This window comes from Variovorax sp. V35 (assembly GCF_041154465.1).
Lineage (GTDB): Bacteria > Pseudomonadota > Gammaproteobacteria > Burkholderiales > Burkholderiaceae_C > Variovorax > Variovorax boronicumulans.
Map to the genome: position 1 here is coordinate 3,937,892 of NZ_AP028666.1, position 13,272 is coordinate 3,951,163.

12 protein-coding genes are annotated in these 13,272 nt (G+C 66.8%); 4 read left to right on the plus strand and 8 right to left on the minus strand.

Going from position 1 to position 13,272, the window contains the following annotated elements; all coding sequences use genetic code 11:
• Positions 1 to 9: 9 nt before the first annotated feature.
• The 4 genes from ACAM42_RS18255 (at position 10) to ACAM42_RS18270 (ending at position 2,606) form a co-directional block, all read left to right on the plus strand.
• Positions 10 to 516: an RNA polymerase sigma factor gene (locus ACAM42_RS18255; protein ID WP_307635791.1), complete on the plus strand. Its 507-nt coding sequence runs from the start codon at positions 10 to 12 to the stop codon at positions 514 to 516.
• A gap of 15 nt (positions 517 to 531) precedes the next feature.
• Complete coding sequence (locus ACAM42_RS18260) at positions 532 to 1,356, plus strand: anti-sigma factor (RefSeq protein ID WP_369628951.1); 825 nt, start codon at positions 532 to 534, stop codon at positions 1,354 to 1,356.
• Between the two features lie 77 nt (positions 1,357 to 1,433).
• A complete protein-coding gene (locus tag ACAM42_RS18265) occupies positions 1,434 to 1,829 on the plus strand; it encodes an ATP-binding protein (protein WP_062479812.1) in 396 nt (131 codons plus the stop codon).
• Positions 1,830 to 1,928: 99 nt separating this feature from the next.
• A complete protein-coding gene (locus ACAM42_RS18270) occupies positions 1,929 to 2,606 on the plus strand; it encodes a hypothetical protein (protein ID WP_369628952.1) in 678 nt (225 codons plus the stop codon).
• 13 nt (positions 2,607 to 2,619) lie between these two features.
• Here ACAM42_RS18270 and ACAM42_RS18275 read toward each other — a convergent pair whose 3' ends face one another.
• The 8 genes from ACAM42_RS18275 to ACAM42_RS18310 all read right to left on the minus strand — a co-directional run bounded on the left by ACAM42_RS18275 (position 2,620) and on the right by ACAM42_RS18310 (position 13,270).
• Complete coding sequence (locus ACAM42_RS18275; RefSeq protein ID WP_369628953.1) at positions 2,620 to 3,537, minus strand: DMT family transporter; 918 nt, start codon at positions 3,535 to 3,537, stop codon at positions 2,620 to 2,622.
• Positions 3,538 to 3,556: 19 nt separating this feature from the next.
• The gene (gene typA / locus ACAM42_RS18280; protein ID WP_062479817.1) at positions 3,557 to 5,392 is read right to left on the minus strand and encodes a translational GTPase TypA; all 1,836 of its coding nucleotides are present in this window, start codon (positions 5,390 to 5,392) and stop codon (positions 3,557 to 3,559) included.
• Complete coding sequence (gene truB, locus ACAM42_RS18285; protein ID WP_369628954.1) at positions 5,389 to 6,345, minus strand: tRNA pseudouridine(55) synthase TruB; 957 nt, start codon at positions 6,343 to 6,345, stop codon at positions 5,389 to 5,391. The genes typA and truB overlap by 4 nt, the downstream gene beginning before the upstream one ends.
• Positions 6,346 to 6,347: 2 nt before the next feature.
• Entirely contained in the window at positions 6,348 to 6,719 is a 372-nt protein-coding gene (rbfA, locus tag ACAM42_RS18290; RefSeq protein WP_070060772.1) for a 30S ribosome-binding factor RbfA, read from the minus strand.
• A 21-nt stretch (positions 6,720 to 6,740) separates the two neighbouring features.
• Entirely contained in the window at positions 6,741 to 9,728 is a 2,988-nt protein-coding gene (gene infB / locus ACAM42_RS18295) for a translation initiation factor IF-2 (protein WP_062479820.1), read from the minus strand.
• Positions 9,729 to 9,751: 23 nt separating this feature from the next.
• Positions 9,752 to 11,236, minus strand: a complete 1,485-nt coding sequence (gene nusA / locus ACAM42_RS18300; RefSeq protein ID WP_062479821.1) for a transcription termination factor NusA — start codon at positions 11,234 to 11,236, stop codon at positions 9,752 to 9,754.
• Positions 11,237 to 11,253: 17 nt separating this feature from the next.
• Positions 11,254 to 11,883 (minus strand): ribosome maturation factor RimP, encoded by a 630-nt coding sequence (rimP, locus tag ACAM42_RS18305; protein ID WP_369628955.1) that lies wholly within the window; start codon positions 11,881 to 11,883, stop codon positions 11,254 to 11,256.
• 178 nt (positions 11,884 to 12,061) lie between these two features.
• Entirely contained in the window at positions 12,062 to 13,270 is a 1,209-nt protein-coding gene (locus ACAM42_RS18310; protein WP_369628956.1) for a YbfB/YjiJ family MFS transporter, read from the minus strand.
• Between the last annotated feature and the right edge of the window lie 2 nt (positions 13,271 to 13,272).

Sequence of the window (13,272 nt, forward strand, 5' to 3'; positions counted from 1 at the left end):
GGCCTACCCATGGACGCCCGCCTGCTGGTCGAGCACATCCCGAGCCTGCGCCGCTATGCGCGTGCGCTCACGGGCAATGCCTGGGCGGCCGACGACCTGGTGCAGGACACGCTCGAGCGCGCCTGCGGCAAGTGGCGGCTCTGGGTCGTGGGCACCGACCTGCGCGCCTGGCTCTTCACGGTCATGCACAACCTCTTCGCCAGCCAGGTGCGACGCCGGCCGCCACCGCATGCGGTCGTGCCGCTGGACGACGTGGCGCCCGAGCAGCTGCAGGGTGGCGCCGATCCGGGCCTGGGCCTCGACCTGCAGCGCTGCCTGATGCTGCTGCCCGAAGAGCAACGCGCCGTGCTGCTGCTGGTGACGCTCGAAGACCTGTCCTACGCCGAGGTGGCGAAGGTGCTCGGCATTCCGATCGGCACCGTGATGTCGCGCCTCTCGCGCGCCCGCCTTCGCCTGCAGGAGCTGATGGACGGCGCCGCCGCGTCCAGCCGCCCCGGCTTGCGCCGCCTCAAGTGACGTGAAGCACCCGCCATGAACCGCCCCACCCTGCCCCCCACCGACGACGAGCTGCACGCCTGGGTCGACGGCCAATTGCCGCCCGAACGCCGCGAGGCGGTCGAGGATGCGCTGGCGCGCGATCCGGCCGTGGCGGCCCGCGTGGCGGCCTGGCATGCCCAGCGCAACGCCTTGCGCCGCCTGCACGGCGGCCTGCTCGATGAACCCGTGCCTGCGCCGCTGATGGGCGTGCTCGAGCGGCGCCGTGCCGAGGCTGGTCGCTCGGCCCCCTGGCTGCGCTGGGGCGGCATGGCCGCCGGCCTGCTGGTCGCCTTCGCGGCCGGCTGGCTCGGCAATGCCCAGTGGTCGGGCGCGTCGCAGGCGGCCGGGGCCTCCCTGGCGCGCGCACCGGCTGTGCGCGAGTTCGTGCGCGATGCCTCGGTGGCCCACGTCGTCTACACCCCTGAGAAACGGCACCCCGTCGAAGTGGCCGCCGCCGAGCAGCAGCACCTGGTGCAGTGGCTGTCCAAGCGCCTCGACCACCCGCTCAAGGTGCCCGATCTGTCCTCGCTCGGCTACACGCTGGTCGGCGGACGCCTGCTGCCCGGCGAAGCCGGCGCGCGCGCGCAGTTCATGTTCGAGGACGCGGCGGGCGAACGCATCACGCTGTACATCGGCACGCTCGACGCGCAGGCCGCAGATGCCGCTGCCGCGCGCGAAACCGCCTTCCGTTTTGCTTCGGACGACGCCGTGCCGAGCTTCTACTGGGTCGACCGGGGTTTCGGCTATGCCGTGGCCGGTCGCCTGCCGCGCGATGCGCTACTGAGACTCGCGACCCTGGCCTACCGCGAGTTATCGTAGCGACGGCATAAACTGCCGGTTCGCGCATTCACCTGGCTTGTTTTCGCGATTGATTTTTCAACTGAAGGAGAAACTGCATGAAATTGCTCAGCGCCTCGATCCTCGCAGCGGCACTGCTCGCCGGCTGCGGCGGCATGTCCACCAAGACCGCTGGAGCGCCCGACACGCCCACCCGCACCGCCGACGGCGTGCTGGTCGGCCCGAACGGCATGACGCTCTACACCTTCGCCCGCGACACCGCCAATGCCGGAACCTCCGCCTGCAACGGCCAATGCGCCACCAACTGGCCGCCGCTCGCCGTGGCCGACGCCGCCAAGCCCATGGGCGGCTACACCATCATCGTGCGTGAAGACGGCAAGAAGCAGTGGGCCTATAAGGGCTGGCCGCTGTACTACTGGGCCAAGGACACCAAGGCCGGCGACAAGACCGGTGACGGCGTGGCCAACGGTGCCTGGAAGGTTGCCCGTCCCTGATGCCGCTGATGTGATGGCGTCGGCCTGACCGGCGCCGCCACCCACGAAAGCCTCGGCATCCGCCGGGGCTTTTTTCATGGTGCACGGCAGAATGGCCCGATGACTTTTGCCGACACCCACCCGGATGCCTTCCACGCGCTTGTGTCCCACGGCCTCATCACCGACGCGCAGCACGATGCCGCGCTCGCGCACCCCGAGGCCCCCGCCCTGCCACCGATTCCCGGCCCCGCGCATGCGCTGGCCTGGATGCGCCTCAAGAATCTGATCGCCGAGGAAGAACTGGATGCGGCTGTGGAACGCCTCGAAGCCGCCTCGCCGGCCGTCGCGGCGTTCACCGAAGCGGAAGACATCGCCTACGACGCGGACGACCTGCTGGACCTCGGCAAGACCGGCATCACGCACGAGGCCGTGATCGCGCTGTTCAACGAAGGGCTGATCGACACCGAGACCCGCGACTTGGCGCTGCGCGCCGCGCCCCTGACCGGCGCGCCCGTCGCCCTGGGCCGCACGCTGGGCTGGTTGGTGACCGACGGCCTGCTCGACACGGCGCCGTTCGAAGCGCTCCGCGCCCGTGTTGCCGCCGAGCCGGCCTTCGCGACGGCAGCCGACCACCGACGCATCCTCGACGAAGCCCAGGCGATCGTCGCCGCCGACGAGCAGGAGACCGCCGACATGCTCAAAGAGTTCGCGCGCAGCCAACAAGCCAGCTGGCGCAACTTCGGAATGATCGCGGTGGCCGTCGTGATCGTGATCGGCTGGTACCTCTTCGGCCGCTGAGGGCCGCGAAAGGTCAGTGCGCGCCCGGCAGCGCGCTGTCCGCCAGCGTGGTGCGGCGCCCGCGCAGCGCGAGCAACTCGTTGAACACCAGCGCGCCGATCACGAGCACGCCGCCCGTCAGCACGCTGGCCGCGGGCGTCTCGCCGGCGCCGAGCCAGGCCAGTGCGATGCCGAAGATCACCTCGAGCAGCGCCAGCAACGCCACCTCGGGCGCCTTGAGCACCTGCGCGCACAGCACCGAGAGCACGCACGGAATCGCCAGCTGAAACACACCCAGGAAGGCCAGCAGGCCCAGGTCATGGGGGCCGGCATGGAACGGCCAAGCCAGCGGCAAGGTGACGAGTGCGGAGAGGGTCGCGCCGATCAGCACCGCAGGCACGAGGTCGACATCCTGCCCCTTGGCGTGCGCATGCTGGACCACGGTCCATTGCGTCGCGCCGGCCAGCGGCACGCACAGCGCCACCAGCGTGCCGACGAGCGACCCACCGCCACCGCCCAGCAGCTGCGTGCCGTACATCCAGCCGATGCCCAGCCCGGCGACCACGATGGCCGCCCAGGTGCGCACGGGAAGCTTGTGCCCGATGAAGAGGCGCGCGGCCAGTGCGGTGAACAGCGGCCCGAGCGACATCGTGACCAGCACGCTCGCGGTGGAGGTGAGGGTCAGCGCCACCATGAAGGCCGTGAACATCACGGCCCAGCAGACGCCCGATATCCACAGCGAGCGCCCGCCGCGGCGCAGCAGCGAGAACACCGCCCGCCCCCGCCAAAGCGGCAAGATCACCAGCAGCGCCAGCATCGTGAAGAGGCTGCGCCAGAAGGTGATCTCGAAACTGTGCGCCTGCGCCAGGTGCCGCGTGACAACGCCCGCCGTGCCCCACATGAGGGTCACAGCGACCATCAGCCCGACGGCTGCGCCATGCGTGAGGCGCATGAAGCGACGGCGCCGGCGATCAGGCGGCCGTTTCGCGGCCGGCGCGCTTGCGCTCGTTTTCCTTCAGGAAACGCTTGCGCAGGCGCACGCTCTTGGGTGTGATTTCGACCAGCTCGTCGTCCTCGATGAACTCGACGCCGTATTCCAGCGTGAGGTCGATCGGGGGCGTGATCTTGATCGCGTCTTCCTTGCCGCTCACGCGGAAGTTGGTCAGCTGCTTGGTGCGCGTGGCGTTCACGACCAGGTCGTTGTCGCGGCTGTGGATGCCGACGATCATGCCTTCGTAGACCGGATCGTTCGCCTTCACGAACATGCGGCCGCGGTCGTCCAGCTTGCCCAGGGCGTAGGTGAAGATTTCACCGTCGTCCATGGAGATCAGCACGCCGTTCTTGCGGCCGCCGATGTCGCCCTTGTGCGGCTCGTAGCTATCGAAGATGTTGCTGATGAGGCCCGAGCCGCGCGTCAGGTTCAGGAATTCGTTCGTGAAGCCGATCAGGCCACGCGCCGGAATGCGGTACTCCAGGCGCACGCGGCCACGGCCGTCCGGTTCCATGTTGACCAGCTCGCCCTTGCGCTCGCCCAGTGCCTGCATCACGCCGCCCTGGTGGCCTTCTTCGATGTCGGCCGTGACCATTTCGATGGGCTCGTGCTTCTCGCCGTTCACGGTGCGGAACACCACGCGCGGCTTCGAGACGGCCATTTCATAGCCTTCGCGGCGCATGTTTTCCAAGAGGATGGTCAGGTGCAGTTCGCCGCGGCCCATGACTTCGAAGATGCCTTCTTCGTCGGTCTCGTTCACGCGCAGCGCCACGTTGTGCTGCAGTTCCTTCTGCAGGCGGTCCCAGATCTGGCGGCTGGTCACGAACTTGCCTTCGCGGCCGGCCAGCGGGCTGGTGTTCACGCAGAAGTTCATGGTCAGGGTCGGTTCGTCGACCTTGAGCATGGGCAGCGGCGCGGGGTTGTCCTTGTCGGTCACGGTAACGCCGATGCCGATGTCGGCGATGCCGTTGATCAGCACGATTTCGCCGGGGCCGGCTTCGGTCGATTGCACGCGGTCCAGGCCCTGGAAGGTCAGCACCTGGTTGACGCGGCCCTTGATGCTCTTGCCGTCCGGGCCTTCCATGACCAGCACGTCCGACATGGGCTTGAGCGTGCCCTGGCTGATGCGGCCTACGCCGATGCGGCCGACGAAGGTCGAGAAGTCGAGCGCGGAAATCTGCAGCTGCAGCGGTGCGTTCGGGTCACCCTTTTGCGACGGCACGTGCTTCAGGATGGTGTTGAACAGGGCCGACATGTCGGGGCCCCACTGCTCGCCCGGTGCGCCTTCTTCGAGCGACGACCAGCCATTGATGCCCGAGGCGTACACCACGGGGAAGTCGAGCTGTTCGTCGGTCGCGCCGAGCTTGTCGAACAGGTCGAAGGCGGCATTGACCACCTTGTCGGGGTTCGCGCCGGGCTTGTCGACCTTGTTCACGACCAGGATGGGCTTCAGGCCCAGGGCCAGCGCCTTCTTGGTCACGAAGCGCGTCTGCGGCATCGGGCCTTCCTGCGCGTCGATCAGCAGCACCACGCCGTCGACCATCGACAGCGCGCGTTCCACTTCACCGCCGAAGTCCGCGTGGCCCGGGGTGTCGACGATGTTGATGTGCGTGCCTTCCCAGGTCACGGCGCAGTTCTTGGCCAGGATCGTGATGCCACGTTCCTTTTCGATCGCATTGTTGTCCATCACCGTGTCGACGACCTTCTCGTGCTCGGCGAAGGTGCCCGACTGGCGCAGCAGCTGGTCGACCATGGTGGTCTTGCCATGGTCCACGTGGGCAATGATGGCGATATTGCGGATTTGCTTGGTACTCATGGTGTCGCTTCGGTCTGTGGTGCGTTCAAAAGAATTTGCTGAATTTCGATGGGGTTCAGCAAGCGCCCCGGGATCAGTTCGCCGGCGCTCACATGGGCGGTGCCCAGGAACGCCTGCGGGTCGGTGCCGAACACGGCCACCGCCTCGGCATCGGCCCAGCCGCCGCGGCGGCGCAGGCCCGAGAGAAAACGTGCGGCATCTTCGGCCGCGAGCGTGACGCGGCTGTGGCCGTCGACCAGCGCTTCGGGAGGCAACAGGCGTGCCAGGCGCTCGTCTTCGGTCATGGCTTCGAGCGCTTCGATGGTGACGCACTGCGCCTGCCCGAATCCGCCCGTGGCCGTGCGGCGCAGCGAGGTCAGGTGCGCGCCGCAGCCCAGGGCCTCGCCGATGTCCTCGCCCAGGGTGCGGATGTAGGTGCCCTTGCTCACGCTCGCCACGATGCGGATGCTGGTGTCATCCAGCCGGGTCAGCGTGAGTTTGTGAATGACGACGTCGCGCGGCGCGCGCTCGACCTCGATGCCTTCGCGCGCGTACTCGTACAGCGCCTTGCCATCTTTCTTGAGCGCGCTGTGCATCGGCGGCACCTGGCGGATCGGGCCGGTGAACAGTGCCTCGACGCGAGCCAGGTCTTCTGGCGACACCTGGACCGGCCGTTCGGCGATCACCTCGCCTTCGGCGTCACCCGTGGCGGTCTTGACGCCCAGGCGCGCGACCGCCTCGTAGGTCTTGTCGGCGTCCAGGTGCAGTTGGCTGAATTTGGTGGCGGCGCCGAAACACAGCGGCAGCACGCCTGTGGCGAGCGGATCGAGCGTGCCGGTATGGCCCGCTTTTTCGGCGCGCAGCAACCACTTGGCCTTTTGCAAGGCCTGGTTGCTGGAAAACCCCAGCGGCTTGTCGAGCAGCAACACCCCATGCACAGGGCGCCGCTGCACCCGTGTGCGTGGCGCGTTCATCGCTAGTCGTCTTTCGAGCGCGAAGCAACGGCCTGTGCGATGAGCGCATTCATGTCGGCCGCACGCTCGGTGGTGCGGTCGAACAGGAAGTGCAGCGTCGGCACGGTGTGGATGTGCAGGCGCTTGAACAGGCCGTTGCGCAGGAAGCCCGCGGCCTGGTTCAGCGCTTCGGTGGTCTCGGCCACGTCGCCCGTGAGCAGGCTGAAGAAGACCTTCGCATGCGCATAGTCGGGCGTGACTTCGACCGCCTGGATCGTGACCATGCCCACGCGCGGGTCCTTCAACTCGCGCGCGATCAGCTCCGTCAGATCGCGCTGGATCTGGTCGGCGACCTTGAACGCGCGGTTGGGTGCGGCTGCTTTTCTTTTCGGCATGGCCTCTTTCGCGTCGAACGCTTACAGCGTCCGGGCGATTTCCTTGATCTCGAAGAATTCGAGCTGATCGCCTTCCTTGATGTCGTTGTAGTTCTTGAGCTTGATACCGCACTCAAAACCTTCGCGGACTTCGCGGACATCGTCCTTCATGCGCTTGATCGAGTCGACTTCGCCGGTGTAGATCACCACGTTGTCGCGCAGCAGGCGGAAATGCGCGCTGCGGTTGACCGAGCCCGAAGTGACGTACGAGCCGGCCACGGTGCCGATCTTCGAGGCCACGAACACCGTGCGAATCTCGGCCGAGCCGATGATCTCTTCGCGGCGCTCCGGTGCCAGCATGCCCGACATCGCGACCTTGATCTCGTCGACGGCGTCGTAAATGATGCTGTAGTAGTTCAGCTGCACGCCATTGCCTTCGGCCAGCTTGCGCGCACCGGCATCGGCCCGCACGTTGAAGCCGATGACCACTGCCTTCGACGCGATCGCGAGGTTGATGTCGCTTTCGCTGATGCCGCCGACGCCGGCGTACACGATCTGCACCTTGACTTCTTCGGTCGCCAGCTTGAGCAGCGACTGGGCCAGTGCTTCCTGCGAACCCTGCACGTCGGCCTTGATGATGATGCGCAGCGTCTGCACTTCGCCCGCCGACAGGTCGGTGAACATGTTCTGCAGGTTCGCGGCTTGCGCCTTCGCCAGCTTGGTGTTGCGGAACTTGCCGGCACGGTAGGTGGCGATTTCGCGCGCACGGCGCTCGTCGGCCATCACCATGAACTCGTCGCCCGCCTGCGGCACTTCGGTCAGACCCTGGATTTCGACCGGGATCGACGGACCTGCCGACTTGGTGGCCTTGCCGTCTTCGTCCAGCATGGCGCGCACGCGGCCATAGGTCGAGCCGGCCAGCACCACGTCGCCGGTCTTGAGCGTGCCGGACTGCACCAACACCGTGGCGACCGGGCCGCGGCCCTTGTCGAGCTGGGCTTCGATGACCAGGCCCTTGGCGGCGGCATCCACCGGCGCCTTGAGTTCCAGCACTTCGGCCTGCAGCAGCACCTGTTCGAGCAGGTCGTCGATGCCCTGGCCGGTCTTGGCCGACACCGGCACGAACGGCACGTCGCCGCCGTACTCTTCGGGCACGACCTCTTCGGCCACCAGTTCCTGCTTCACGCGGTCCAGGTTGGCGTCGGGCTTGTCCACCTTGTTGATCGCAACCACGATCGGCACACCCGCCGCCTTCGCGTGCTTGATGGCTTCCTTGGTCTGGGGCATGACGCCGTCGTCGGCCGCCACCACCAGGATCACGATGTCGGTGGCCTGCGCACCGCGGGCACGCATGGCGGTGAACGCCTCGTGACCCGGGGTGTCGAGGAACGACACCATGCCGCGTTCGGTTTCGACGTGGTACGCACCGATGTGCTGCGTGATGCCGCCGGCTTCGCCCGCGGCGACCTTGGCGCGGCGGATGTAGTCCAGCAGCGAGGTCTTGCCGTGGTCGACGTGACCCATGACGGTCACGACCGGTGCGCGCGGCAGGGCTTCGGCCTGCTGCGCCGACACGTCCTCGTCGGTGAAGGCTTCGGGGTCGTCCAGCGCGGCAACCACCGCGTTGTGGCCCATTTCCTCCACGATGATCATCGCGGTGTCCTGGTCGAGCGACTGGTTGATGGTCGCCATCATGCCCAGCTTCATCAATTGTTTGATGACTTCCTGCGCCTTCACGGCCATCTTGTGCGCGAGCTCGGCGACCGTGATGGTCTCGGGCACGTGCACTTCGAGCACGCGCGCCTCGACCGGTGCGGCCGGTGCGTGCTGCTCGTCATGACCGCCACGGTCGTTGCCGCGACGGCCGCGCGGGCCTCCGCGCCAGTTGCCGCGGCTGACACCGCCGCTGGCATCGCCGCGGGTCTTGATTTCCTTCTTCTTGGCAGGATCGCCGGCCCAGCTCGACGAGAGCTTGGCGGACTTGACTTCCTTGCCTGCACCGGCGGCGGCCGGCGCTGCGGCGCCAGGAGCCGCAGGGGCACCCGGGCGGCCCGGCGGCGTGGCCGGCTTGTGCAGCGTGCCCTTGACCGTCGACTTTTCAGGCTGCGGCTTCTCGGGCGCCTTGTGCGGCACCAGCACGCGGGCCGGTGCGTTCATCATGGCGCGGATGGCTTCGGCTTCGGCCAGGGCCTTGCGGCGACGCTCGTCGAGGTCCTTGGCGCGGGCGGCTTCTTCGTCGGCACGGGCCTTCGATTCGGCGGCGGCCTTGGCCTTGGCGTCTTCCTTGGCTTGCGTGGCGGCGTTCTGGGCGGCCAGCTTGGTGTCGGCAGCCTGCTTTTCGGCGACGGCAGCGGTTTCTGCGGCCGCAGCGGCGGCGGCCACAGCGGCCGGTGCGGCTGGGGCAGCCACCGGCTGCTTCGCGGCTTCCTTGGCCGAGGCAGCGGCGGCTTCAGCGGCCTTCTTCTCGGCGGCGATGCGTGCAGCTTCCTGCTCGGCCTGTTCGGCGCGCTCGGCCTTTTCGGCCTGCTCGCGTTCGCGGGCTTCGGTTTCTTCGCGCTGGCGACGCTTCTCGGCCAGCTCTTCTTCCTGGCGGCGGATCAGCTCGGCCTGTCGGCGTGCGTCTTCCTCGCGGCGGGCCAGTTCGGCTTCGTCGATCTGGGGCGCGGCTGGTGCGGCGGACGTTTCGGCCGCCTGCTGCTGCGCGCCTTCGGCCGTGGCCGGGTGGCCTTCATCGCGCTGGATGAAGGTGCGCTTCTTGCGCACTTCGACCTGGATGGTGCGGGCGCGACCGGTGGCGTCGGCCTGCTTGATCTCGCTGGTCGACTTCTTGGTCAGCGTGATCTTCTTGCGCTCGGGCTCGGCCGTGCCGTGGCTGGCCTTCAGGAAGCCGAGCAAGCGCTGCTTGTCGGCCTCCGTGAGTGCATCGGTGGCGGCCGCTTTGGGCACGCCTGCGCTCTTGAGCTGGTCAAGCAAGGTTTCGGGAGTCTTCTTGAGCTCGTTCGCGAACTCGGCGACAGTGGTACTGGACATATTGCTTTCGTGCCTCCATACCGTCACTCTTGGCCGGCGAACCAATGTTCGCGGGCTTTCAAGATGAGGGCTTTGGCGTCATCGGCGCTCAGGCCGGTGATTTCGGTGAGTTCATCGACCGCGAGGTCGGCCAGGTCGTCACGGGTGTTCACACCCGCTTCAGCCAGCTGCGGAATCAGGTCGGGATTGAGGCCTTCGAGGTCGCGCAGGTTCTGCGAGACGGTTTCGACACCTTCTTCCTTGGCGATTTCCATGGTCAGCAGCGCATCCTTTGCACGGGCGCGCAGCTCATTGATGGTGTCTTCGTCGAAGGCCTCGATCTCAAGCATCTCGGAGATCGGCACGTAGGCCACCTCCTCGAGGCTGTTGAAACCTTCCGAAATCAGGATGTCGGCGATTTCCTCGTCGACATCGAGCTTTTCCATGAAGAGCTTGCGGCTGGCATCGGTCTCGGTCGCCTGCTTCTGGGCCGACTCGTTCGCGTCCATGATGTTGATCTTCCAACCGGTGAGGTCGGAAGCCAGGCGCACGTTCTGGCCGCCGCGGCCGATGGCGATCGCGAGGTTTTCCTCGTCCACCACCACGTCCATGGCGTGTTTTTCTTCGTCGACCACGATCGACGAGACATTCGCCGGCGCCAAGGCGCCGATCACGAACTGGGCCGGATCTTCGCTCCACAGCACGATGTCCACGCGCTCGCCGGCGAGTTCGTTCGTGACGGCGTTGACGCGGGTGCCGCGCACGCCGACGCAGGTGCCGATCGGGTCGACACGCTTGTCGTGCGAGAGCACGGCGATCTTGGCGCGCGAACCGGGGTCGCGGGCGCAGCTCTTGATTTCGAGCAGGCCTTGTTCGATCTCGGGCACTTCCTGGCGGAACAGCTCGATCATGAACTCGGGGGCCGAGCGCGACAGGATGATCGGCGCGCCGCGCAGCGTCAGGTCGACCTCCATGATCATGGCCCGCACGCGGTCGCCGTTACGCAGGTTTTCCTTGGCGATCATCTCGCTGCGGCGCAGGCGGCCTTCGACGCGCCCGGCTTCCACGATGATGTCGCCCTTGTCCAGGCGCTTGACGGTGCCCACGAAGATCTTGTCGCCGCGCGACATGAAGTCGTTGAGCAGCATCTCGCGCTCGGCGTCGCGGATCTTCTGCAGGATGACCTGCTTGGCAGCCATGGCACCGATGCGCCCGATCGGCACCGAATCGACGGATTCCTCGATGTATTCGTCGACCTCGATGTCGGGCATCTCCTCACGAGCCTCGAAGAGCAGGATCTCCTGGTCGGGCAGTTGCAGGCCGGCTTCGTCGGGAACGACGTGCCAGCGGCGGAAAGTTTCGTAGTCGCCGCTGTCGCGATCGACCGCCACGCGGATATCCACGTCACCCTGATGGAGCTTCTTGGTGGCTTGCGCCAGTGCGGATTCGACCGCGCCGAAGACCACGTCGCGCTCGACGTTCTTCTCGCGCGAGATCGCATCCACCAACATCAACATTTCGCGATTCATGCCACCACTCCTCTTGTTCAGTCCGGAACGTTCATTCCGTCGTCAATATCCGAAAAACCCGGTTGGGTTTTGGCCTTGCGGCCCTTGAAATCCACAATCGGCGCGAGCCGCGCATCGCGCAGCTCGTCCAATACGAAGCCCAGCGCATGCAACGGTGCAGGCGCGCGCTTCTTGCTCACTTTTTGACCCGGCTTGGTCTCGGGCGCATCGCTCCAGACGATCTGCCAACCCGAACCGCCGTCAGCACGCTCCAGCGTGCCGCGAAACTTCTTGCGATTGGCCGACACCTGGCCCGCCGCGGCAGCACCCATGGGAGCCTTGAGGGTGATGTCGATCACCGCGCCCACGAATCGCTCGAAATCCTGTTCATTGCGCAAGGGGCGATCGATACCGGGCGAGGAGACCTCGAGCCGCTTGTAATCGACCGCATCGACTTCCAGCGCGAATTGCAGCTGGCGCGTGACCTTCTCGCAGTCTTCCACCGTCACGAAGGGTTCGGGCACGCCGGCCGCCACATCTTCAGAGGTGGGGGGCGTCCAGGGCAAATCAATCGTCACGCGCAGCAATCCACCGGCCGAGCGCTCGACCTCGACCAGGTCGTAGCCGAGACCGGCCACGGTTTGTTCTACTGTTTGCTGCAATGCCACGTGTTTGAAAGCGCCTTCTGAATCAATGCCCAAGCCGCAGCACCCGCCCACCACGACGCCAAATAATTGCTGCTTGAGAATGCATAGACCAAAAAAAACGGGCGGTTGGTACCCGCCCGTTTGGTCGTGAGCCTCGAATTATATGCTATTCGCGTGCATAAATGAAGGACATCGGTATTCAGGCGGCCACAGGGCGCCGGTATTTCGACCAGACCACGGCAAACAGCACCGCGCCCAGGGCCAATGCGGCCGCCGCCACCAGCAAAGGCAGCTCGAAAGAACCGGTGCGCTGGGCCAATGGCGCCGCAAACAGCGGCCCGATGATCTGCCCCACCCCGTAGCACGCCGTGGCATAGCCGATCAGCCCGGCCGCGGCATTGCCGCGCAGCCGTCGGGCTTCCCGCATGGCGAAAAGCGTGATGGCGGTGAAAGGCATGCCGAGCAACAGGCTGCCGAGCGCAAAACCCGCAATGGTCGGCCAGGCCACTGAAAAAACGACGCCGAGCGCCTGCAATGCATAAGCGGCGGCCAGCAGCAGCCGGTTGTCCCAATGCACCGGGGCGCGGGCGCCGATCAATGCGCCCGGAATGATGGCCGCGCCGAACAGCGGCCAGAAGAAATCCGGCCATGGCGATCCCGGCAGCGCCTGCCGGGCGATCACGGGCAGGAAAGTGGCAGTAATGATGTAACCAAAGCCTGCCAGCCCATAGAGCGCGACCAGCCAGATCGCATCGCTGCGGGCTGACGCCGATCCCGAGGCGCTACCCGTTGCAACAGCCGGGCTCGCCACCGCCCCGCCCACCGCCGCCCCCACCCGCTCGCCATCGTCGAACACCCGCCAGATCACCGCGACCAGCACCACGGCCAGCAGCCCGAGGCCAATCCAGCCCGCCTCCGAACCCCATCGACCCAGCGCGCCGCCCAGCAGGCCGGTCATTGCGATCCCGATGCCCGGCCCGGTGTAGATCACGCCGGCCAGCATGGGCGAATTCGTCTCGGCCAGCCGGCGCAGCCCCCAGCCCGAGGCGAACACGAAGACCCAGGCGCTCATCACCCCGGCCGCCGCACGCAGCACGCCCCAGCCGACGAAGCTGTGCAGCAGCCCCATGCCGACCAGCAAGGCCGCCGTGGCCAGCAGCCCGCCGCGCACCATGCTCGACGCCTTGATGCCGATGGCCGCGCAGCTGACCGCGCCGAAGAAATAGCCCAGGTAATTAAGAGACGCCAGCAAACCGCCGCCGGCCAGCTCGAGCTTTCCCTCGCTCAGCATGATGGGCAGCATGGGCGTGAAGGCGAAGCGCCCCAGGCCCATGGCCACCGCCAGCGTGACCATGCAGGCCAGCGCCGCGCGCCAGGCACCGCGCCGGCCGTGTCCGATATTCGACATTT

What these genes read in the sequence shown, in the direction of transcription:
- ACAM42_RS18255 (WP_307635791.1), top strand. Translation starts at nt 10, where the DNA reads ATGGACGCCCGCCTGCTGGTCGAGCACATCCCGAGCCTGCGCCGCTAT.
- ACAM42_RS18260 (WP_369628951.1), top strand. Translation starts at nt 532, where the DNA reads ATGAACCGCCCCACCCTGCCCCCCACCGACGACGAGCTGCACGCCTGG.
- ACAM42_RS18265 (WP_062479812.1), top strand. Translation starts at nt 1,434, where the DNA reads ATGAAATTGCTCAGCGCCTCGATCCTCGCAGCGGCACTGCTCGCCGGC.
- ACAM42_RS18270 (WP_369628952.1), top strand. Translation starts at nt 1,929, where the DNA reads ATGACTTTTGCCGACACCCACCCGGATGCCTTCCACGCGCTTGTGTCC.
- ACAM42_RS18275 (WP_369628953.1), bottom strand. Translation starts at nt 3,537, where the DNA reads ATGCGCCTCACGCATGGCGCAGCCGTCGGGCTGATGGTCGCTGTGACC.
- typA (WP_062479817.1), bottom strand. Translation starts at nt 5,392, where the DNA reads ATGAGTACCAAGCAAATCCGCAATATCGCCATCATTGCCCACGTGGAC.
- truB (WP_369628954.1), bottom strand. Translation starts at nt 6,345, where the DNA reads ATGAACGCGCCACGCACACGGGTGCAGCGGCGCCCTGTGCATGGGGTG.
- rbfA (WP_070060772.1), bottom strand. Translation starts at nt 6,719, where the DNA reads ATGCCGAAAAGAAAAGCAGCCGCACCCAACCGCGCGTTCAAGGTCGCC.
- infB (WP_062479820.1), bottom strand. Translation starts at nt 9,728, where the DNA reads ATGTCCAGTACCACTGTCGCCGAGTTCGCGAACGAGCTCAAGAAGACT.
- nusA (WP_062479821.1), bottom strand. Translation starts at nt 11,236, where the DNA reads ATGAATCGCGAAATGTTGATGTTGGTGGATGCGATCTCGCGCGAGAAG.
- ACAM42_RS18310 (WP_369628956.1), bottom strand. Translation starts at nt 13,270, where the DNA reads ATGTCGAATATCGGACACGGCCGGCGCGGTGCCTGGCGCGCGGCGCTG.